Origin of the sequence: Rhizobium mongolense USDA 1844 (assembly GCF_000419765.1) — a bacterium.
Taxonomy (GTDB): Bacteria; Pseudomonadota; Alphaproteobacteria; order Rhizobiales; family Rhizobiaceae; genus Rhizobium; species Rhizobium mongolense.
Map to the genome: position 1 here is coordinate 375770 of NZ_ATTQ01000006.1, position 19559 is coordinate 395328.

Sequence of the window (19559 nt, forward strand, 5' to 3'; positions counted from 1 at the left end):
AAAGGACGGGTCTCATGAACATGCAGACGACGAGCCGCCTGACTGCCGCGGAAGCGGCGCTCGTTGAGGCGTTCAACAATCAATTCGGCGAACTGCCAGGCGACGGCGCCGTGACGGCGACCCGCGACCGGCTGCTCGACGACCTGAAGAAGGGCGGCCTGCCGACACGGCGGATCGAGGCCTGGCACTATACCGACCTCAAGAACCTGCTGCGCGAGGTGCCGGCCACTGCTGGAGACGCCGCGTCGAAAGAGATCGAGCCGTTGATCGAAGGTTCTTCGGTTCTTTCGATCGTGCAGGGCCATGCGGACCCTAGCGCAAGAGCGGGCGACCTCGAAATTTCCAGCTATGCGCAGCGCCTGATCGATGGTTCGGCTGCCGCCGCGCTCGGCGCGCTCGGCGCGGATGACGCCGTCGGCCGCATCAATGGCAGCTTCGTGCGCGACGGCTATGTCGTCGATATCCCTGCAAAGACCGAGTTCGATAAGCCGCTGGAGATCGACGTCGTTCACGCCGGCGGCCAGATCCATACACGCCTGCCGGTGTCCTTCGGCGAAAACGTCAAGGCGACCGTGATCGAGCGTCACCTGTCGGTGACCGGAGATGCGGCATTCGTGTCTCATGTCAGTGACATCACGATCGGAGAGGGCACGGAACTTATCTGGATCATCCTGCAGCAGCAGGGCCGGGAGGATACGCATCTCGGCCAGATCCGTATCGATCTCGGCGCCAATGCCAAACTGAAGCTCTTTGTCATCAACGCTGGCGGCAAGCTGGTGCGCCAGGAACTGCATATCAAGGTGACGGGCGAGGGTGCGGACTTGACGCTCCGGGGCATCAACCTGCTCGGCGGCGATACGCATACCGACGTGACGATGGTGCTTGGTCACAATGTTCCGCACACCGGTTCGACGGAGATCATCCGCAACGTCGTCTTCGACCGCGCCAAGGGGGTCTTCCAGGGCATGATCCGGGTTGCGCCCGACGCGCAGAAGACCGATGCGAAGATGTCCTGCAACACGCTGCTGATGTCGGACGATGCCGACTTCTCGACAAAGCCCGAGCTTGAGATCTTCGCCGACGACGTCCAGTGCGGCCACGGTGCGACCGTTACCGACATCGATGACAATCATCTCTTCTACATGATGGCGCGCGGCGTTCCGGAGAACAAGGCGCGCGCGATGCTCGTCAATGCCTTCGTTGCGGAGATCATCGAAGAACTGGAAGACGAAGCCCTGGTCGAGGCGCTGGAAGGCGTCATCTCGGTCTGGCTCGAAAAGCACGTCTGATCGGATAAGCGCCATGGACAAGATAGTACCGGCAGCCACCTACGACGTCGAAGCCATCCGCAGGGATTTTCCGATCCTTGCGCGGGAGGTCTATGGTAAGCCACTGGTCTATCTCGACAACGGCGCGTCCGCACAGAAGCCGCATGCCGTCATCGACGCCATCTCGCGGACCTATTCGACCGAATATGCGAATGTGCACCGTGGCCTGCATTACCTCTCCAATGCCGCAACCGAAGCCTATGAAGGCGCGCGCGAAAAGGTGCGCCGTTTCCTGAATGCGCCGTCGGTCGACGACATTGTCTTCACGAAATCCTCGACGGAGGCGATCAATACGGTCGCGCATGGCTGGGGAATGCCGAAGATCGGCGAGGGCGACGAGATCGTCGTCTCGATCATGGAGCACCACTCCAACATCGTCCCTTGGCATTTCATCCGTGAACGGCAGGGCGCCAAGCTGGTCTGGGTGCCGGTGGACGACGAAGGTGCCTTTCATATCGAGGACTTCGAGAAGAGCCTGACGGAGCGTACCAAGCTCGTCGCGATCACGCACATGTCGAATGCGCTTGGCACGATCGTTCCGGTCAAGGAAGTCTGCCGTATTGCTCATGAGCGCGGCATTCCGGTCTTGATCGACGGTTCGCAGGGTGCCGTGCACCTGCCGGTCGATGTCCAGGATATCGACTGCGACTGGTACGTCATGACCGGCCACAAACTCTACGGTCCCTCGGGCATCGGCGTTCTCTACGGCAAGAAGGACCGGCTTCGCGAGATGCGTCCATTCCAGGGTGGCGGCGAGATGATCTTCGAGGTGACCGAGGATGCGGTCACCTACAACGACCCGCCGCACCGCTTCGAGGCCGGGACGCCGCCGATCGTGCAGGCGATCGGCCTCGGTTATGCGCTGGACTATATGGAGACGGTCGGCCGCGAGGCGATTTCGCGTCATGAAGCCGACCTGACGGCCTATGCTGCCCAGCGGCTGCGGTCGATCAATTCGCTGCGTGTCTTCGGAACGGCACCCGGCAAAGGCAGCATCTTTGCCTTCGAACTCGCCGGTCTTCACGCTCACGACGTTTCGACGGTCATCGACCGGCAGGGCGTTGCGGTGCGTGCCGGCACGCATTGCGCCATGCCACTCTTGAAACGCTTCGGCGTCACCGCCACATGCCGTGCATCCTTCGGCATGTACAATACACGTGCCGAGGTCGATGCCTTGGCCGACGCGCTGGAATATGCGCGCAAGTTCTTTGCTTGAGGAGTGTCCGTATGAGCCTGGACGAAAGCGAACAGAAGACCGACGTGCGCGAGGGCATCGTGCATTCGAGCATTCCTGCCGATGAACTGGCGCGCCTCAGCGACGACATCATCGGGGCGCTGAAAACCGTCTACGATCCGGAAATCCCCGCCGACATCTTTGAACTCGGACTGATCTACAAGATCGACATCGAAGACGACCGCATGGTGAAGATCGTCATGACGCTGACGGCTCCAGGCTGCCCGGTTGCCGGCGAAATGCCGGGCTGGGTCGAGAACGCCGTTGGCGCCGTCGAAGGCGTGTCCGGCGTCGAGGTCGCAATGACCTTCGATCCGCCGTGGACGCCGGACCGCATGTCGGAAGAGGCGCAGGTGGCCGTCGGCTGGTATTGAGGGTCGGGCGGCCGACCTTTCATTGGGCATGATGGGAGCAAGGCCGAGTCAGAGAGCATTCGTTCGCTTGAGGATGGTCGCAATTTCCGAATTGCCTTCCTTGTAAAGCGCGGAGCGGCTTATCCAAGCTCACGCGCAGACTGGCTCATGTTTGTGGCTCTTGCCACAACGCCCAAACTCCGGGCGATGAGAGGACATATGTCAATGAAAAGACGTAGGACGAATTTCGCCTTTGATTAAGGGATTGAAGAATTAGGCATAACTGCCTAAATTGAAAAGATGAAGCGCCGGATCTTGACCCCGGTGCGGAAGGAGAATGAGCCGATGGGCTTTGCAGTGATGAGCATGACAGGCACCGCCGCGGCGCGCGTGAAGGCAATCGTTGAAAATTCCGGGCCTGACGCCAAGGGCATCCGCGTCGGCATCAAGAAAGGCGGTTGCGCCGGGATGGAATATACCATCGAACTGGTGACCGAACCCAATGTCAAGGACGACCTGATCGAGCGCGACGGCGCCAAGGTCTGGGTGGAGCCCTCTGCGGTCCTCTATCTGCTTGGCACGGAAATGGACTTCGAGACCACGACACTGCGCTCGGGCTTCACCTTCACGAACCCGAACCAGACATCGGCCTGCGGCTGCGGCGAATCCGTCGAGCTCAAGCCTGCCGATCTCGCTGCGCTTGCCGCGCGCGGCGACGCCGTGGTACCAGCCGCGCACTGAATTCTTCAAGACCGCAACCGAAAGCCGCCAGAGATGGCGGCTTTGTTATTTTGATTTGTCCCTTTCAGGCAGCGAAACAGTTTCTACCTTATGATCATCGAAACGCTGCTTCTGCTCTTTGCCAAAGGCGCGCTCCTCGGCCTCATCATTACAGCGCCGCCGGGGCCGATCGCGACGCTCTGCATCAACCGCAGCCTTCATCGTGGTTTCGGATCGGGTGCAGCCATCGGCATTGGGGCAGCGCTTGGCGATGCATGTTACGCGCTGGTCGCGGCCGCCGGTCTCGCGATGGTTTCGGATATCGTCGATGACTATTCGCTGCCGATTGCGGCGGCCGGCGGTGCGCTTCTGATCTTTCTCGGCATCCGAGATCTCATGACGCCGCCAGCCGGTGCCTTGCAGGTCGGTGCGCGCGATCTCTTGCGCACGATCGCCTCGACCTTTCTGCTGGCGATTTCGAACCCAGGCGCGCTTCTGTCCTTCGGGGGTCTCTTTGCTGGCCTTGGTTTGGTCGATGGCAAAACCGTCACCGAGGTGGCATCGATCGCCATCGGCGTGTTTTTCGGGGCCATGGTATGGTGGACGGCGCTGAGCGCGGCGGTGAACCTCGCCCGCGACAGGATTTCAAGCGATCTCACGCTGCTGATCCGCCGCATTTCGGGGGGGCTGATCATTACGTTCGGCACCGTCGTTCTCGGCTTTGCCGCGCGGCTGCTGCTTTCGTAGAGAGTTACGGGCGGGGCCGTCAGTCGCGCTTGATGCTCATCAGAAGGTCCCATATGTCAGCGCCGGTCTCGAAGACGACAGCATTTGCCTTGAAGCTTTGTTCGGCCTGGATCAGGCCTGTCAGTTCCATGGCAGGATCGACACTTTGGCCGTCATCGGCAGTCAGTGTATCGGGATCGATTCGGCCATAACCCGGCGTGCTGATATTCGCAACGTTGCTGGCGATCGCGCTGACCTTGTTGGTCTGCGTGCGCATGCCGGAAAGAGCGGTGTTCATGACGCTCGATGCATTCATCAGCCGTTCCCCTCATGTCTCTATAGAAGCCGCTGTACAGCAGAGGTTTTAGGGAAAGCTGAACGCAGTTCGTTAATGCCGAGCATTGGGCCGTCGCCAGGCCGTCCGGAAATGGCACATTGTCATGCCTGGGGATTCGATTGGCCGGCCGAGGCATAGCGAATGGTCAAGCGTTGAAATGGTGCTCGTCCAAATCTTCGAGCAGACGCGAAGGACCGGAGTCCATCCGAGCCGCTCACAGGTCGCAGCCGCTTGAGGCGCGGTTGTCTATCCTCGCGAAATGCGCGAACCAGCCGAAGCGCTCCTTTGCCTCTTCGCGAACCTTGGAGACAACGGGCAGATTCAGGCGTCGGCCGATCACGGCGGCGATGTCCTTTGAAGGCGACGCCTTGTCCGGCGCCGCCGTGACTGAGTCCGCCCGCCTGTCCCTTTTTGAGCACCAGACGGTGGAGGGTGGGCCATCGGAAGTATTGCGGCGCTGGTCGATGAACTCTGCCGTTCCGCGGCAACGTTCGAGGCGACATGGCGCAACTATCACGTCCGCAACTACGGCCGGGGTGCCAAGCACGCCGGTGACGACAAGGTCGGGAACTCGCCTCGAATATTCAGCCTTCGCCGGCGACGCCGGAGGATTTAGCCAGGGCGCAGAGGTTAGGGAAGGGAAAGGCCTAGGCGACGGCCTTTGCCCTAAGCTCCTTTCGGCGCAATATGGCCATTGCTGATGACCGTTTGGCGCCCTGCCAAGTGCTCAGTTATAATTGCCATGCCTCTGGCTGATGGAGCTTTCGATGTCCTCAAGCTTTAACGTTCACAACGCGGCCGGCTACGAGCAACTCATGGGACGCTGGAGCCAAAAGCTCGCGCCGGCATTCATAGAGTTTGCGGGTCTTGCCAATGGTGAGAAGGTCCTTGATGTCGGTTGCGGTACGGGCAGCCTGACATTTGCCCTTGCCAAGGCCGCTGATCTCAGCGAGATCGCTGCCGTCGACTATTCGCCAGTCTTCGTCGAAGAGGCAATTCGGCGCAACACCGACCCGCGCATCAAGATCGGGCAGGCGGACGCTTGCTCCTTGCCCTTCGATGACGGGGGCTTCGACCGCGCGCTCGCGTTGCTCGTTCTTCATTTCGTGCCCGAGGCCGGCCGGGCCGTTGGGGAGATGCGCCGCGTCGCGCGTCCGGGCGGGGTAGTCGCCGCAGCTGTCTGGGATCATGTGGGCGGCATGCCCGGCATGCGAATGATGGTCGATACGGTGGCGGCACTCAGCGAGACCGGGCGGCAGCTGCGCAATCGATATTGCTTTCAGCCGATGATGCAACCTGGCGAAATGAGGCGGACTTTTGTCGAGCAGGGTCTGCTGGACGTTACCGAAACGCAGCTGGTGATCCGCATGGAGTACCAAAACTTTAACGATTACTGGGCACCTATTGCGGCAGGCGAAGGGCCTCTTGGCAAATTTGTGGCGACCCTCGACGCCGCTGAGCGGGCACGCATAGACGCTGCCGTACGCGACGCATACGAGGCGGGCCGGTCCGATGGTCCAAGGTCGTTCGCAAATGTTGCATGGGCCTGCCGCGGAATCGTTCCCTGAGCCGGCCGCCAGAGGTCTGATCGGCCCCGCGCTTCTTACACGCACGATCCTTGATCCTAGAAGCGAAGGCCCCTCTGACGAGGAGCCTTCCAGCCCCCGCTTCAGGCTCGGGGCATTCGCTGCAATCGATTCATGGTCGATCGGCTGGGCCTTTGCCCGACCGCTTCTACTCCGCAGCCTCTGCGTAGCTCTCCACCGGCGGGCAGGTACAAACGAGATTCCTGTCCCCGTACACATTGTCGACGCGGTTGACCGGGGACCAGTATTTGTCGACGCGGAAGGCGCCGGGCGGGAAGCAGGCTTGTTCGCGGCTGTAGGGGCGGTCCCATTCGCCGACGAGATCTTCCACCGTGTGCGGGGCGTTCTTCAGCGGGTTATTGACCTTGTCCATGCTGCCTTCCTCGATGGCGCGGGCTTCCTCGCGGATCGCCAGCATTGCCTCGCAGAAGCGGTCGAGCTCGGCCTTGGTTTCGGACTCGGTCGGTTCGATCATCAGCGTGCCGGCGACCGGCCAGCTCATGGTCGGGGCATGGAAGCCGCAGTCGATCAGGCGCTTGGCTATGTCGTCGACCGTGACGCCTGCGCTGTCGGCCAGCGGACGCGTGTCGATGATGCATTCATGCGCGACGCGGCCGCTCTCGGACTTGTAGAGCACCCCGTAGGCGCCCTTTAGGCGGGCGGCGATGTAGTTGGCGTTGAGGATCGCAACCTTGGTTGCCTGCGTCAGGCCTTCGCCGCCCATCATCAGCACATAGCTCCAGGAGATCGGCAGGATCGAGGCCGAGCCGAAGGCCGCTGCCGAGACGGCGCCTGAGCGTCCGTCCGTTTCCGGGTGGCCGGGCAGGTGAGGCGCCAGATGGGCCTTGACACCGATCGGGCCCATGCCGGGACCGCCGCCGCCATGCGGGATGCAGAAGGTCTTGTGCAGGTTGAGGTGACTGACGTCGGAACCGATGTCACCGGGACGCGACAAGCCGACCATGGCGTTCATGTTGGCGCCGTCGAGATAGACCTGGCCGCCATGCTTGTGCACGAGATCGCAGATCTCTTTCACCGTTTCCTCGAACACGCCATGCGTCGAAGGATAGGTTATCATGCAGCAGGAGAGATTTTCCGCATGCTCCTGCGCCTTGGCGCGGAAGTCGTCCATGTCGATGTCGCCGTTCCCGCGAACCTTGATGACGACGACCTTCATGCCGGCCATCTGCGCGGAGGCGGGGTTGGTGCCGTGCGCTGAGGTCGGGATCAGGCAGACGTCGCGATGGCCGTTGCCGTTGGCGATATGGTAGTTGCGGATCGTGAGCAGGCCGGCATATTCGCCCTGCGCGCCTGAATTTGGCTGCATGGAGAAGGCGTCGTAGCCCGTCACGGCGCAGAGTTTTTCCGTCAGATCGTCGATCATTTCGCGGTAGCCGAGCGCCTGATCGGCCGGAGCATAAGGGTGGATATCCGAAAATTCCGGCCAGGTGATCGGCAGCATTTCCGCCGTGGCGTTGAGCTTCATGGTGCAGGAGCCGAGCGGGATCATCGCGCGGTCGAGCGCGAGGTCGCGGTCGGAGAGCCGGCGGATGTAGCGGGTCATTTCGCTTTCGGCGCGGTTCATGTGGAAGATCTGATGCGTCAGATATTCGCTGGTGCGCAGCAGATCCTTCGGCAGGCGGTAGCCTGGCTCGAAATCGGCGACGGCGAAATTGCCGCCGAAGGCGCGCCAGGTGGCTTCGAGCGTCGCGGGGCGCGTGCGCTCATCGAGGCTCATGCCGATCTTGGTCGTGCCAACCTTGCGCAGGTTGATACCCTCGGCGACGGCCGCGCGCAGGATGAGGCCCTGCATGTGGCCGACATCGACAGTGATCGTGTCGAAGAAGGTTTCGGGCTCTATCCTGTAACCTAGCTTCTCCAGGCCCTTAGCCATCAGCACGGCCTTCTGGTGGACCTGCTGGGCGATTGCCTTGATGCCTTTCGGACCGTGGAAAACCGCATACATCGAGGCCATGACGGCGAGCAGCACCTGCGCGGTGCAGATGTTCGACGTGGCCTTTTCGCGGCGGATATGCTGTTCGCGGGTCTGCAGCGACAGCCGGTAGGCGCGATTGCCGCGGGCGTCGACCGAGACGCCGACGAGACGGCCGGGCATGGAGCGCTTGTGCGCATCCTTGACTGACATATAGGCGGCATGCGGTCCGCCGTAGCCGACCGGAACGCCGAAGCGTTGCGACGAGCCGATCGCAATATCGGCTCCCATTTCGCCCGGCGACTTCAGAAGCGTCAGCGCGAGTATATCGGCCGCGACGATGGCGATCGCGCCCGTCTGGTGCAGGCGGGAGATCAAGCCGGTGAAATCATGCACGTGGCCGTGCGTGCCTGGATACTGGAAGATGGCGCCGAAGACGTCCACCGGATCGAGATCCTTGAAGGGGTCACCGACGATGACGGTCCAGCCGAGCGGCTCGGCGCGGGTCTGGATGAGCGCGATCGTCTGCGGATGGCAGGCGGCATCGACGAAGAAGGCCTTGGCCTTCGACTTCGCGACGCGCTCGGCAATCGCCATGCCTTCGGCAGCAGCGGTCGCTTCGTCGAGAAGCGAAGCGTTGGCGACGTCGAGACCGGTCAGGTCGCAGATCATCGTCTGGTAGTTCAAGAGCGCTTCCAGACGGCCCTGACTGATCTCCGGCTGGTAAGGCGTGTAGGCCGTGTACCAGGCCGGATTTTCGAGGATCGTGCGCTGGATGACCGGCGGCGTGATCGTGCCGTAATAGCCTTGACCGATCAGGGAAACGAGGACCTTGTTCTTGTTGGCGGTCTCGCGCAGCTTGTCGAGCGCCTCGCGCTCCGTCATCGGCGCGCCCCAGGCAAGCGCCGCCTTCTGGCGGATCGCAGACGGCACGGTCGCGTCGATGAGGCTGTCGAGGCTGTCGAGGCTGTTGTAGCCGACGACCTTCAGCATGTCGCTCATTTCGGCCGGCGACGGGCCGATATGGCGGCGGTTGGCGAAGTCGTAGGGCTGGTAGTCGGTGAATTGGAATTCTGTCGGCGTCGTCATTACGCGGTGAGCTCCCTATAGGCCGCTTCGTCAAGCAGGCCATCGGCATCGCCCGGATTCTTGAGCTTCAGCTTGAAGAACCAGCCGGCGCCCTGCGGGTCGGAATTGACCAGCGACGGATCGGCAGTGATCGCTTCGTTGACTTCGGTGATCTCGCCATCGAGCGGACAATAGACTTCCGAGGCAGCCTTCACGGATTCGACGGTGGCGGCATCGTCATTCTTGGAAAAGGTCGCGCCCACTTCCGGCAATTCGACGAAAACGAGGTCGCCGAGCTGCTCGACGGCATAATTCGTAATGCCGACCGTCGCCACGCCGTCTTCGAGCTTCAGCCATTCATGTTCTTCGGTAAATTTCAGCATGGTTTTGATCCTCTCTGGAAATTCTTAGCGTTTGTAGGTCGGCGTGATGAAGGGCAGGGCGGCGACCGTGGCGGGGAGATACTTGCCGCGCACCTCAGCGTAAATTTGGGTTCCAACGGAGGCATGCGAGACCGGCACATAGCCCATGGCAATTGGGCCTTCGACACTGGGGCCGAAGCCGCCCGAAGTGACTTCGCCGATCTCGGTCTTGCCTTCAGCATCCGCATAGAGCTTGGAATGGCCGCGCACCGGCGCCTTGCCTTCCGGCTTCAGGCCGACGCGGCGGCGTGCGGCACCATTGTCGAGTTCACCGAGAATGCGTGCTGCGCCCGGAAAATCCCCCGTGCGCGCGCCGCCTGTCCTGCGAGCCTTCTGCATGGCCCATTCGAGCGCGGCCTCGACCGGCGTTGTGGTGGTGTCGATGTCGTTGCCGTAAAGGCAGAGGCCGGCCTCCAGACGCAGCGAATCGCGGGCGCCGAGGCCGATCGGCTGCGCATCGGGATGTTCGAGCAACCGCCTGGCGACATCCTCCGCCTTGTTAGCGGGTACGGAGATCTCGAAGCCGTCCTCGCCGCTGTAGCCGGAGCGGGAGACGAGACAGGAGATGTCGTGCAAGCGGCAGTGGCGCACGTCCATGAACTTCATTGCCGCGACATCCGCCCAGAGTTCGGCGAGCACGTCGACGGCGCGCGGACCTTGCAGCGCGACCAACGCGCGGTCGAGAAGGGTTATGTCGCAGCGGTCGCCGATATGCTTTTGCATGTGCGCGACATCGGCCTCCTTGCAGGCGGCGTTGACGACGACGAAGAGATGGTCGTCGAGATGGGTGATCATCAAGTCGTCGAGGATGCCGCCGTTTTCGTCGGTGAAGAAGCCGTAGCGCTGGCGGCCTTCGGCGAGGCCGAGAATGTCGACCGGCACGAGGCTTTCGAATGCGAGGGCGGCATCTTCATATCTGCCGGACTTCGCCCTCACGACGACCTGACCCATGTGGGAGACGTCGAAGAGGCCGGCGCCGGCGCGCGTCTGCAGGTGTTCCTTCAGCACGCCGGCCGGATACTGAACGGGCATTTCGTAGCCCGCGAAGGGCACCATGCGGGCACCGAGCGAAAGATGCAGCGCGTGTAGCGGAGTTTTCTTGAGGGCAGCAGTATCGTCCAACGACGCCTCCGGGGTTTGCGCGTGGAATTCCATGCGCGGGCTCAATCTGAAGGCGCGGCTACGCCTTGCTTTCGAGCCCCCTCTGTCCCTGTGCCTGAGATTGTTATCCCTTCGGCGAGCGTTTCGAGAACGCTTCTCTCCAGAGTTCCGTCTGCCCCTTGCTGGTCCTTTGGCCTGAGAGTTTCCGGGGCGGTTGCTCCTTCGGCACCGGCCGTCTGTAGACCGGATTCTCCCAACAGGGTTGCGGCAATTATCCGGCGGAGCAGGCTCTTGGCAAGGGGGAATGTCGCCGCCGAACAAATTTTTGTCGCGCCGTCTTTCGGCAAAGTGTGATCTGCGTCAAATGGGCTTTTGCTTTTTTCGGATAAAGTGCTTAATCGCGAAATCCGCTAAAGAGGATCCAGATGATGAAAACGGGCCGAAACGCTGGCATGCTGACGCGCATTCTCTGCGCGCTGAGCTTGTTTATGCTTGGCCTTGCGCATCAGGCACCGCAGGCGGCTGCGGCAAATGCGGACTATAATAGCGCCGCATACGTCCTGCCGGACGGCACCTACGCCTCGCTTTGCGTGACCGCTACCGACAGCAGCGGCAAGACGGTCCCTCTGAAGCAGAATTGCGAAGTCTGCCGGCTTACGGCTTTCGTCATCCTGCCGGTGCCGGATAACGGCTCCTGGCTGCATCTCGAATTCGCGACGCTGCATAACCCGCCGGTTGTTGCCGACTCCCCCATCCGGGTGCACGCCGTCGAACGGCCGAAGTCCAGGGCGCCGCCGGTTCTGGCCTGATCTCCAGCCACCACCGAAATGACACGACAATGCCGGTGCGCCAGCCATTGCGAGCAGCAGCCGGCGAGGAGATACCCGATGAAGACAATCAAGACCCTCAGCATTGCGGCTCTGGTTTCCGCAACCACATTCACGGCAGCGCAGGCGCATGTCACCTTTCTTGATCCTGAAGCCCCACAGGAAAAGACGTTCCTCTTAACGCTGCAGGTGCCGCATGGCTGTGACGGCAGGCCCACCAACGAAGTGCAGGTGAAGCTGCCGGAAGGCTTTGTATTCGCCAAGCCGCAGCCGAAGGCCGGCTGGGAACTTGAAGTGATCAAGGGCGACTATCAGAAGAGTTACGACAATCACGGCACCAAGGTGAAATCCGGCGCAGTCGAAATCCGCTGGAAGGGCGGCAACCTCTCGGACGATTTTTACGATACCTTCGTGATCCAGGGCAAGGTCTCGGGCGTGGATGCCGGAACGTCACTAGCCTTTCCGGTGAAGCAGCTTTGCGGCGATGCGGCCGAGGCATGGGACGAGGTCGCAATCGATGGCGGCGATCCCCATAAGCTCAAGAGCCCGGCGCCGTTGCTGAAGGTCGTTGCCGGTGGCGGCAATGGCCATGACCATGGCGACATGGCGGGGATGGACATGAATGCTGCAGCAGGCGGCAGTGCCATACTCGGCGACCTCGAAATCTCCGGCGCCTTTGCCAAGGCAATGCTGCCCGGCCAGCCGGTCGGCGGTGGCTTCTTTACTGTCAAGAATAGCGGCAAGACCGACGACAAGCTCGTCGTCGTTTCCTCGCCGACTGCGGGCGAAGTTCAGATGCACGAAATGGCCATGCAAGACAATGTCATGAAGATGCGTGAACTGAAGGATGGGATTGCCATTCCGGCAGGCGGGACGGTGAAGCTAGCGCCTGGCGGCCTGCATCTGATGTTCCAGAAGGTGAAGGCGCCTTTCAAGCAAGGTGAGAGCGTACCGGTGACGCTCACCTTCGAGAAGGCGGGCAACATCGACGTGGCGTTGAAGGTTCTCTCGGCCCAGGGTAAATAACCAGCAACAGGCCTGCGGCAGTCGCCGCGGGCCTGTTGCTTTCCAAACGTAGGAAACTCAAAAATCCTCGTAGGATTTCAATGCCTGCTGCAATCCAGCCTGCGGCTGCTTGTTGCCTTTGGCCATCAGGTCGAGCGCCACTTCGGTGGACTGAATGATGCTTGCCGTTTCGCTCAGTTCCTGGTCATGTCGGAGCTGACGGTCTGCGATCCGGCGCGCGTCCTTTGCCGCTATGCTTGTCGGCACGCGGGGAGCAATCCTCAGCGTTTCGAAAGCGGCGGCGGCCGTGCTCGCGGATATGGTGACGACCTGTGTCATAGGACGTTTGATACACATCGCCGGTTCGTGTGCGGCTAAGGAAATCAATCGCATTTTATTGAACGGCAGGATTTCTTCTCATCCGATTGGAATCGGTCAATTCGTCAGGTAGACCAGAACGATGATCCAGGCTCTTCTTGTCGGCGTCGGCGGCGCTATCGGCTCGCTTTTGAGATATTATGTCGGCCAATGGTCGCTGCGGCTCCTGGGGCCCGGCTTTCCTTGGGGCACGCTGATCGTCAACGTGGTTGGCTGTTTCGCCATTGGCGTTTTTGCCGAAATGATCGCGCGCCGGTTCAACGCCTCCGTTGAGATGCGCCTGCTGCTCATCACCGGCTTCCTCGGCGGCTTTACGACCTTTTCCGCCTTTTCTCTGGATGCGATCTCGCTTTTCGAGCGGGGCGAGGCAGTGGCTGGCGGACTTTACGTCGCCGCAAGCGTCGGGCTTTCGATTGCCTCTGTCATGGCTGGTCTCGCGCTTGTGCGTGCTTTGATCTGAAAGGCAGTTTCCGCGCAAGGAAAAATGCTCTAAAGCCACCGCAACAGCCGCGCGTGGCGCGACCAAGATTTTCCGAAAGAACAAGAATGGCCGGAATCGAACATATCAAGGTGGATGCCGACGAGGCGGGAATGCGGCTCGACCGGTGGTTCAAGATCCATTTCCCTGGCCTCGGCTTCGGCCAGCTTCAGAAGCTCCTGCGTTCGGGCCAGGTCCGCGTTGACGGTGGACGCGTAAAGACCGACGCGCGCGTGCAACCGGGCCAGGTGGTTCGCGTGCCGCCGCTCGATGTCGATGCGAAGGTCAAGAGCGGTCCGATCGCCGGGAAGGATCTGAAGCATTCCAGCGATTACGAACTTCTTCAGCGCATGGTGCTGCATGAGGACGACAAGGTAATCGTTCTCAACAAGCCCGCCGGACTTGCCGTGCAGGGCGGTTCCGGCCTGACCCGGCATATCGACCAGATGCTGGAGGCCTGGACGAGCCCGAAGGGCGAGAAGCCGCGGCTCGTGCACCGGCTTGACCGCGACACATCGGGCGTGCTCGTCATTGCCCGCACACGTGGTGCCGCTCAGAAGCTGACGGCTGCCTTTCGCGAACGCGACACCAAGAAGACCTACTGGTCGTTGGTGAAGGGCGTGCCACGCAAGCATGAGGACAAGATCTCCACGTGGCTCGTCAAGGAAGCGACTGCCGACGGCGACCGCATGCGCATTGCCAAACACGGCGAGGAGGGTGCGGATCATGCCGTATCCTATTACCGCGTGATCGAAACGGCGGCGCAAAACCTGGCCTGGCTCGAGATGGAGCCATACACCGGCCGTACGCATCAGCTTCGTGTTCATGCGCTGCATATCGGCCATCCGATCATCGGCGATCCAAAATACTTCATCGACGACCCGAACTGGGATTTTCCCGGCGGCATCCAGAAGCGGCTGCACCTGCATGCCCGTCATATCGATATCCCGCATCCTGCGGGCGGACGCCTACGCATCACGGCGCCGCTGCCGCCGCATATGGTGCAGACATGGAACCTTCTCGGCCTTGATCTTGCCGGTGCGGAGAGGATTGACGAATGAAGCTCATTCTCTTCGATTGCGACGGCACGTTGGTCGACAGTGCCGCCCTGATCCATGAGGTGATGGCCAGAACCTTCGTTCAATTCGGTCATCCACGTCCGGATCTTTCCAGCATCAAATCGATCATCGGTCTGACCCTCGACATCGCGATTGCCCGCATGCTGGGCAAGCTGCATGTCGATGACGAGGCGATCGCCATGACGGCTCACTACAAGTCGATCTACATGGACGTCAGGCAGGAGCCCGGCATGGATGTGCCGCTTTTCGCCGGGATAAAGCCGATGATAGACAGGCTCGCCGCACGAGAAGACATCCTGATCGGCGCCCTCACCGGAAAGTCGCGCCGCGGGCTTGTCAATGTCCTCGAAACACACGGTTTCATGCCGCATTTCATCGTCTCGCGGACGGCCGACGATTGTCCGTCCAAGCCGCATCCGGCCATGGTAACCGAATGCTGCGACGAGGCCGGCATGAAGGCCGCTGATGCGATTGTCATCGGCGACGCTATCTACGATATGCAGATGGCAAAGGCTGCAGGCGCAAAGGCAATTGGTGTATCTTGGGGTTATGCCAGCATTGGCGACCTGATTGCCGCCGGCGCCGATACTGTCGCTTACCATCCGAATGACGTGCTTGACCATTTTTGAGGTGACGCCATGCGCGACCTGCTAAACGACCTTTCCGAAGGACTGAGCCATCCCGATCCGATCCGCCGCGCGCAGATCCAGATGAAAAGGCCGCTGCCGAAACGCTTCTACAAGAACGTCACGGTTGCCGAGCGGGACGACGGCTTCGCGATCGAGCTTGACGGCAGGGTCGTGCGCACGCCCGCCAAACAGGTTCTGGCGGTGCCGGTAAAGGCTCTGGCCGACCTCGTCGCCGCCGAGTGGGATGCACAGGCGGAAATCATTGACCCGGCGACCATGCCCGCGACACGCCTCGTCAATACCGCGCTCGACGGCGTCGCGATGGACACGCAAGCCGTCTTCGAAGACATCCTGCGGTTTTCCGCGAGCGATCTTCTCTGCTATCGCGCCGAAGGACCGGAACTCCTGGTGCAGCGCCAGACCGAGCAGTGGGATCCGGTTCTCGATTGGGCGGCGAATGATCTTGGCGCGCGCTTCATCTTGATCGAAGGCGTGATGCATCACGAGCAGCCGCACGAAGCCGTCGCAGCCATCGACGTCACTTTGCGCAGACACGACAGTGCGCTGGAACTTGCCTCTCTTCACACGATAACGACGCTCACCGGGTCGGCCCTTCTGGCGCTGGCGTTCGCCGAGCACCATCTGACCATGGACGAGGTCTGGTCGCTTGCCCATCTCGATGAGGATTGGACGATCGAGCATTGGGGCAGCGACGAGGAGGGCGAACTGCGCCGCGCCAAGCGCTTTGAGGAGTTGAAGGCAGCGGCGGAGGTTTTTTTGGCGCTAAAGGCCTGAAACATATTGCTTTGACCGCCATTATGACGAAATCTGCGACTCCGAGCGGGAGAGGTGCGGAATTCAGCATGAATCGGTTTAGGTCGCTTTTTTGTCAGCTGGGGCTGGTCTGCGCCATGCTGACGTCCTGCATGGGCCTGACCTCCGATGAGCCCGCCGCTCCTATCTACGATGTCCGCAGTGCCGTGGTTCTCGGCGGTCCCAATACGCCGCCCGAGCTGCTTTCAGGCATCGGCGACCGCATCAATGCCGCCATCAATGCAACGGTTCGGACCGAAGTCTATCCGCGCGTCGTGCTGACGATTCGCATCGCTTCCCTCCAGAAAGTCACAGGCTTCGACAAAAACAGGAATATCGCCAAGATCAATATCGATGCGGCGTCCGTCGACGAGGGTTCGGTCATCGCCGTCAGCTCGTTCGAGGTGACCAGCACTGCCAACGATCGGGCCATGGCGGATCAGATTCTAGCGGAGGATATCGCCGCGCGAATCCGCTCGGCCTTCAAGCTCAATACCGGCCGCGGCTGAGGATCATGCCGCGATCGCGCGGCGAGGGGAGATTTCATGAAGGAAGTTCTCGACGAGCTGGAGCGGCGGCGGGAGATTGCCCGGCAAGGCGGCGGCCAGGCGCGCATCGAAGCGCAGCACAAGCGCGGCAAGCTGACGGCACGCGAACGGATCGACCTCTTCCTCGACGAAGACTCTTTCGAGGAGTTTGACATGTTCGTCGAGCATCGCTCGACGGATTTCGGCATGGACAAGAGCCGGATTGCCGGCGACGGCGTCGTCACGGGCTGGGGAACCGTCAACGGCCGGACCGTCTTCGTCTTTGCCAAAGATTTCACGGTGTTCGGCGGCTCGCTTTCCGAGGCGCATGCCGAGAAGATCATGAAGGTACAGGACATGGCGCTGAAAAATCGGGCGCCGATCGTCGGCATCTATGATGCGGGCGGCGCGCGCATCCAGGAAGGCGTTGCTGCGCTCGGCGGCTATGCCGAAGTCTTCCAGCGCAATGTACTCGCCTCCGGCGTCATTCCGCAGATTTCCGTGATCATGGGCCCATGTGCCGGCGGCGACGTCTATTCGCCTGCGATGACCGATTTCATCTTCATGGTGCGCGACACCTCTTACATGTTCGTGACCGGTCCGGATGTCGTCAAGACCGTCACCAACGAGACCGTGACCTCCGAGGAACTCGGCGGCGCCTCTGTTCACACGACGCGTTCCTCAATCGCTGACGGCGCTTACGACAACGATGTCGACACATTGCTGCAGGTTCGCCGCCTCATCGATTTTCTGCCGCTTTCCAATACCTCGCCGGTGCCGGAGATCGAATGTTACCAGTCGGTGACGGATGGGGATCAATCGCTGGACACGCTCATCCCGGCCAATGCCAATAAGCCCTATGACATCAAGGAGCTGATCCATAAGGTTGCGGACGATGGCGATTTTTTTGAGATTCAGGCAAGCTTCGCCAAGAACATCGTCTGCGGTTTCGGGCGCGTCGAGGGCTCGACGGTCGGCTTTGTGGCGAACCAGCCGATGGTGCTTGCCGGCGTGCTCGATAGCGATGCATCACGCAAGGCCGCGCGTTTCGTGCGCTTTTGCGATTGCTTCAGTATTCCCATCGTCACCTTCGTCGATGTTCCGGGCTTTCTGCCGGGCACGGCGCAGGAATATGGCGGTCTCATCAAGCATGGGGCGAAGCTGCTTTTTGCCTATGCCGAGGCGACCGTTCCGAAGCTGACAGTCATCACCCGCAAGGCGTTCGGCGGGGCTTACGACGTAATGGCCTCCAAGCATCTGCGCGGCGATCTCAACTATGCCTGGCCGACGGCGCAGATCGCAGTGATGGGTGCGAAGGGCGCAGTCGAGATCATCTTCCGCAAGGACATCACCGATCCGGAAAAGATAGCGGCACACACAAAGATGTACGAGGACCGCTTCCTCTCGCCCTTTGTCGCGGCCGAGCGCGGCTATATCGATGAGGTGATCATGCCGCATTCGACGCGCCGCCGCCTGGCGCGCGGTCTGAAGATGCTGCGCAACAAGGATCTCTCGAACCCCTGGAAGAAGCACGACAATATTCCGCTCTGAGATGTGAGGTTCGTGAAAATTAAGCGAAATCAACAGGAAGTGAACACACGTCACCGATCCGTGTTTTCATTCCTGTCGTTTAGGAAATTAACGCTCGACTGTCTTATCTCAAGGGAGAGTCCAAATGTCCGGTTTCGAACGTCTCAGCGCCTATCAACCCTACGCGCTGGCCGCTCTCAGGATTATCACTGCGCTTCTGTTCATCGAGCACGGCACGATGAAGTTGTTTGAATTCCCGATCCCGCAAGGAGAGGGCGGCCCGCTTCCGCCGCTCATGCTCGTGGCGGCGCTTCTGGAATTCGTCGGCGGGCTGGCGATTCTCGTCGGTTTCCTGACACGTCCGGTCGCTTTCATCCTGAGCGGCCAGATGGCTGTTGCCTATTTCATGGAGCATGTGCCGATGGGTTTCTACCCGGCCGTCAATCAGGGCGAATCGGCGATCCTCTACTGCTTCGTCTTCTTGTACCTGGTTTTCGCCGGTGCAGGCGCCTTTTCGGTCGACAAGCGCAACGCCTGAGAAGAATGCCGCGGGTTCGTCCCGCGGCATTCATCGTCATCGTGAACCCCCGCGGGATACCCCGGCGTTCAGGCCGGGAGGAACGCGAGGCCTTGGTTCGCTTCCCGCTGGGATTTGACATATTCGGCGATCACCGAGAGCGGTGCGCCGCCACAGCTTGCCGCAAAGTAGGACGGCGACCACAAAACGCCCCTGTGGTAGCGCCCGGTGATTTCCGGGCCGTGCCTGTGACGCCCCAGCAGCAGGCCCTGCGCGATCTGGACAAGGCCTATGCCAACGTCTTGGCGGGGCGCGCAGGATATCCCTCGCCCCGCAAGAAGGGCGTGAACGACGCCTTCCGCTTTCAGGGGCGGGAGATCGAGGTCAAGCGCCTGAACGGCAAGTGGTCCGCCGCGCGCCTTCCCAAGATCGGCTGGGTGAAGTTCCGCGCCACGCGGCTCCTGCGTGGCAAGACCCTGAATGTGACGGTGAGCCTGGCGGCGAACGGCTGGCACATCCTTCGCCTGCGAAATCGACCATGCCGTCGCGGCGAACGATTTGCCCGCCGTGGGGATCGACCGGGGCGTGGCGAACACGCTGACGCTATCGACCGGGGAGCATTGGTGGATGCCTGCCGGCCTTGCAGAGATCGAGCGCAGGAAGCGCAGGGCACAGCGCGTTCTGGCGCGGCGCAAGCGCGGGTCGAGCCGCCACGCGAAGGCCCGCCGCCGCGTTGCAGCCTTGCAGGCCCGCGCTGCCCGCATCGGGCAGGATTGGCGGCACAAGGCCAGTCTTGATATCGCCCGTCGCTTCGCAACGGTCGGGCTGGAAGACCTCGCCACGCGCAACATGACGCGCAGCGCCAGGAAAACCGTGGACGCGCCCGCAACCCACGTCTGCCAGAAGGCGGGCCTGAACCGGGCGATCCTCGAACAAGGCTGGTACGGCTTTGAAACCGTGTTGACCTA

General features: G+C 61.3%; 22 protein-coding genes, 1 pseudogene and 1 riboswitch. Of the genes and pseudogenes, 16 read left to right on the forward strand and 7 right to left on the reverse strand.

Features of this window, described 5'->3' with window-relative positions:
• Positions 1-14 precede the first annotated feature (14 nt).
• The 5 genes from sufD (at position 15) to A3C3_RS0114315 (ending at position 4382) form a co-directional block, all read left to right on the forward strand.
• Positions 15-1289, forward strand: a complete 1275-nt coding sequence (gene sufD, locus A3C3_RS0114295; RefSeq protein ID WP_022715291.1) for a Fe-S cluster assembly protein SufD — start codon at positions 15-17, stop codon at positions 1287-1289.
• Between the two features lie 13 nt (positions 1290-1302).
• Entirely contained in the window at positions 1303-2544 is a 1242-nt protein-coding gene (locus A3C3_RS0114300; RefSeq protein ID WP_022715292.1) for a cysteine desulfurase, read from the forward strand.
• 11 nt (positions 2545-2555) lie between these two features.
• On the forward strand, positions 2556-2936 hold the full coding sequence (locus A3C3_RS0114305; RefSeq protein WP_022715293.1) for an SUF system Fe-S cluster assembly protein: 381 nt from the start codon (positions 2556-2558) through the stop codon (positions 2934-2936).
• 324 nt (positions 2937-3260) lie between these two features.
• Positions 3261-3656, forward strand: coding sequence for a Fe-S cluster assembly scaffold SufA (gene sufA, locus A3C3_RS0114310; RefSeq protein WP_028739650.1), 396 nt, complete (start codon positions 3261-3263; stop codon positions 3654-3656).
• Positions 3657-3746: 90 nt separating this feature from the next.
• Positions 3747-4382 (forward strand): LysE family translocator, encoded by a 636-nt coding sequence (locus tag A3C3_RS0114315; RefSeq protein ID WP_022715295.1) that lies wholly within the window; start codon positions 3747-3749, stop codon positions 4380-4382.
• 19 nt (positions 4383-4401) lie between these two features.
• Here A3C3_RS0114315 and A3C3_RS0114320 read toward each other — a convergent pair whose 3' ends face one another.
• Positions 4402-4677, reverse strand: coding sequence for a flagellar basal body protein (locus A3C3_RS0114320; RefSeq protein WP_022715296.1), 276 nt, complete (start codon positions 4675-4677; stop codon positions 4402-4404).
• A gap of 235 nt (positions 4678-4912) precedes the next feature.
• Positions 4913-5038, reverse strand: a complete 126-nt coding sequence (locus A3C3_RS47010) for a hypothetical protein (RefSeq protein ID WP_376774889.1) — start codon at positions 5036-5038, stop codon at positions 4913-4915.
• Between the two features lie 427 nt (positions 5039-5465).
• On the opposite strand from A3C3_RS47010, the gene A3C3_RS0114330 reads away from it, so the two are divergent.
• On the forward strand, positions 5466-6266 hold the full coding sequence (locus A3C3_RS0114330) for a class I SAM-dependent methyltransferase (RefSeq protein ID WP_028739653.1): 801 nt from the start codon (positions 5466-5468) through the stop codon (positions 6264-6266).
• Between the two features lie 166 nt (positions 6267-6432).
• On the opposite strand, the gene gcvP is transcribed toward A3C3_RS0114330, so the two are convergent.
• The 3 genes from gcvP to gcvT are packed head-to-tail and all read right to left on the reverse strand — an operon-like array spanning position 6433 to position 10829.
• Positions 6433-9306 carry an aminomethyl-transferring glycine dehydrogenase gene (gene gcvP, locus A3C3_RS0114335; RefSeq protein WP_022715298.1) on the reverse strand — a complete coding sequence of 958 codons (2874 nt, stop codon included), beginning with the start codon at positions 9304-9306 and terminating at the stop codon, positions 6433-6435.
• The gene (gcvH, locus tag A3C3_RS0114340; RefSeq protein WP_022715299.1) at positions 9306-9668 is read right to left on the reverse strand and encodes a glycine cleavage system protein GcvH; all 363 of its coding nucleotides are present in this window, start codon (positions 9666-9668) and stop codon (positions 9306-9308) included. Before gcvH ends, gcvP begins: the two co-directional genes overlap by 1 nt.
• A gap of 24 nt (positions 9669-9692) precedes the next feature.
• Positions 9693-10829 (reverse strand): glycine cleavage system aminomethyltransferase GcvT, encoded by a 1137-nt coding sequence (gene gcvT, locus A3C3_RS0114345; protein WP_028739654.1) that lies wholly within the window; start codon positions 10827-10829, stop codon positions 9693-9695.
• Between the two features lie 152 nt (positions 10830-10981).
• Positions 10982-11074: riboswitch (glycine riboswitch) on the reverse strand.
• 159 nt (positions 11075-11233) lie between these two features.
• Between gcvT and A3C3_RS0114350 the strand changes: the two genes are divergently transcribed.
• On the forward strand, positions 11234-11617 hold the full coding sequence (locus A3C3_RS0114350; RefSeq protein WP_022715301.1) for a hypothetical protein: 384 nt from the start codon (positions 11234-11236) through the stop codon (positions 11615-11617).
• A 78-nt stretch (positions 11618-11695) separates the two neighbouring features.
• Entirely contained in the window at positions 11696-12661 is a 966-nt protein-coding gene (locus A3C3_RS0114355; RefSeq protein ID WP_022715302.1) for a copper chaperone PCu(A)C domain-containing protein, read from the forward strand.
• Between the two features lie 57 nt (positions 12662-12718).
• Here A3C3_RS0114355 and A3C3_RS0114360 read toward each other — a convergent pair whose 3' ends face one another.
• The gene (locus A3C3_RS0114360) at positions 12719-12979 is read right to left on the reverse strand and encodes a hypothetical protein (RefSeq protein ID WP_022715303.1); all 261 of its coding nucleotides are present in this window, start codon (positions 12977-12979) and stop codon (positions 12719-12721) included.
• Positions 12980-13100: 121 nt separating this feature from the next.
• Here A3C3_RS0114360 and crcB point away from each other — a divergent pair, with 121 nt between their 5' ends.
• From crcB to A3C3_RS0114395, 7 genes are all read left to right on the forward strand, one after another.
• The gene (gene crcB / locus A3C3_RS0114365) at positions 13101-13478 is read left to right on the forward strand and encodes a fluoride efflux transporter CrcB (RefSeq protein WP_022715304.1); all 378 of its coding nucleotides are present in this window, start codon (positions 13101-13103) and stop codon (positions 13476-13478) included.
• Between the two features lie 86 nt (positions 13479-13564).
• A complete protein-coding gene (locus tag A3C3_RS0114370) occupies positions 13565-14557 on the forward strand; it encodes an RluA family pseudouridine synthase (protein ID WP_022715305.1) in 993 nt (330 codons plus the stop codon).
• Complete coding sequence (locus A3C3_RS0114375; protein ID WP_022715306.1) at positions 14554-15204, forward strand: HAD-IA family hydrolase; 651 nt, start codon at positions 14554-14556, stop codon at positions 15202-15204. The genes A3C3_RS0114370 and A3C3_RS0114375 overlap by 4 nt, the downstream gene beginning before the upstream one ends.
• Before the next feature lie 9 nt (positions 15205-15213).
• Entirely contained in the window at positions 15214-15999 is a 786-nt protein-coding gene (locus tag A3C3_RS0114380; protein WP_022715307.1) for an ATP12 family chaperone protein, read from the forward strand.
• Positions 16000-16067: 68 nt separating this feature from the next.
• Positions 16068-16526, forward strand: coding sequence for a hypothetical protein (locus tag A3C3_RS0114385; RefSeq protein WP_022715308.1), 459 nt, complete (start codon positions 16068-16070; stop codon positions 16524-16526).
• Between the two features lie 36 nt (positions 16527-16562).
• Entirely contained in the window at positions 16563-18095 is a 1533-nt protein-coding gene (locus tag A3C3_RS0114390) for an acyl-CoA carboxylase subunit beta (protein ID WP_022715309.1), read from the forward strand.
• A gap of 124 nt (positions 18096-18219) precedes the next feature.
• Complete coding sequence (locus A3C3_RS0114395; protein WP_022715310.1) at positions 18220-18612, forward strand: DoxX family protein; 393 nt, start codon at positions 18220-18222, stop codon at positions 18610-18612.
• 68 nt (positions 18613-18680) lie between these two features.
• Here the strand turns inward: A3C3_RS0114395 and A3C3_RS48580 are convergent.
• Positions 18681-18830: pseudogene (locus A3C3_RS48580) on the reverse strand (transposase); the annotation flags it as partial.
• Positions 18831-19158: 328 nt separating this feature from the next.
• Between A3C3_RS48580 and A3C3_RS45245 the strand changes: the two are divergent.
• Positions 19159-19559 (forward strand): transposase (locus A3C3_RS45245; RefSeq protein ID WP_342418170.1); only part of this gene is annotated, 401 nt, incomplete at its 3' end.

Excerpts from the sequence above, each read along its gene's own strand:
- A3C3_RS0114315 (WP_022715295.1), top strand. The coding sequence starts at position 3,747 with ATGATCATCGAAACGCTGCTTCTGCTCTTTGCCAAAGGCGCGCTCCTC.
- A3C3_RS0114330 (WP_028739653.1), top strand. The coding sequence starts at position 5,466 with ATGTCCTCAAGCTTTAACGTTCACAACGCGGCCGGCTACGAGCAACTC.
- gcvP (WP_022715298.1), bottom strand. The coding sequence starts at position 9,306 with ATGACGACGCCGACAGAATTCCAATTCACCGACTACCAGCCCTACGAC.
- sufA (WP_028739650.1), top strand. The coding sequence starts at position 3,261 with ATGGGCTTTGCAGTGATGAGCATGACAGGCACCGCCGCGGCGCGCGTG.
- A3C3_RS0114360 (WP_022715303.1), bottom strand. The coding sequence starts at position 12,979 with ATGACACAGGTCGTCACCATATCCGCGAGCACGGCCGCCGCCGCTTTC.
- A3C3_RS0114375 (WP_022715306.1), top strand. The coding sequence starts at position 14,554 with ATGAAGCTCATTCTCTTCGATTGCGACGGCACGTTGGTCGACAGTGCC.
- A3C3_RS0114385 (WP_022715308.1), top strand. The coding sequence starts at position 16,068 with ATGAATCGGTTTAGGTCGCTTTTTTGTCAGCTGGGGCTGGTCTGCGCC.
- A3C3_RS0114355 (WP_022715302.1), top strand. The coding sequence starts at position 11,696 with ATGAAGACAATCAAGACCCTCAGCATTGCGGCTCTGGTTTCCGCAACC.
- crcB (WP_022715304.1), top strand. The coding sequence starts at position 13,101 with ATGATCCAGGCTCTTCTTGTCGGCGTCGGCGGCGCTATCGGCTCGCTT.
- A3C3_RS0114370 (WP_022715305.1), top strand. The coding sequence starts at position 13,565 with ATGGCCGGAATCGAACATATCAAGGTGGATGCCGACGAGGCGGGAATG.
- A3C3_RS0114305 (WP_022715293.1), top strand. The coding sequence starts at position 2,556 with ATGAGCCTGGACGAAAGCGAACAGAAGACCGACGTGCGCGAGGGCATC.
- A3C3_RS0114320 (WP_022715296.1), bottom strand. The coding sequence starts at position 4,677 with ATGAATGCATCGAGCGTCATGAACACCGCTCTTTCCGGCATGCGCACG.
- A3C3_RS0114395 (WP_022715310.1), top strand. The coding sequence starts at position 18,220 with ATGTCCGGTTTCGAACGTCTCAGCGCCTATCAACCCTACGCGCTGGCC.
- A3C3_RS0114350 (WP_022715301.1), top strand. The coding sequence starts at position 11,234 with ATGATGAAAACGGGCCGAAACGCTGGCATGCTGACGCGCATTCTCTGC.
- A3C3_RS0114390 (WP_022715309.1), top strand. The coding sequence starts at position 16,563 with ATGAAGGAAGTTCTCGACGAGCTGGAGCGGCGGCGGGAGATTGCCCGG.
- A3C3_RS0114300 (WP_022715292.1), top strand. The coding sequence starts at position 1,303 with ATGGACAAGATAGTACCGGCAGCCACCTACGACGTCGAAGCCATCCGC.
- sufD (WP_022715291.1), top strand. The coding sequence starts at position 15 with ATGAACATGCAGACGACGAGCCGCCTGACTGCCGCGGAAGCGGCGCTC.
- gcvH (WP_022715299.1), bottom strand. The coding sequence starts at position 9,668 with ATGCTGAAATTTACCGAAGAACATGAATGGCTGAAGCTCGAAGACGGC.
- A3C3_RS0114380 (WP_022715307.1), top strand. The coding sequence starts at position 15,214 with ATGCGCGACCTGCTAAACGACCTTTCCGAAGGACTGAGCCATCCCGAT.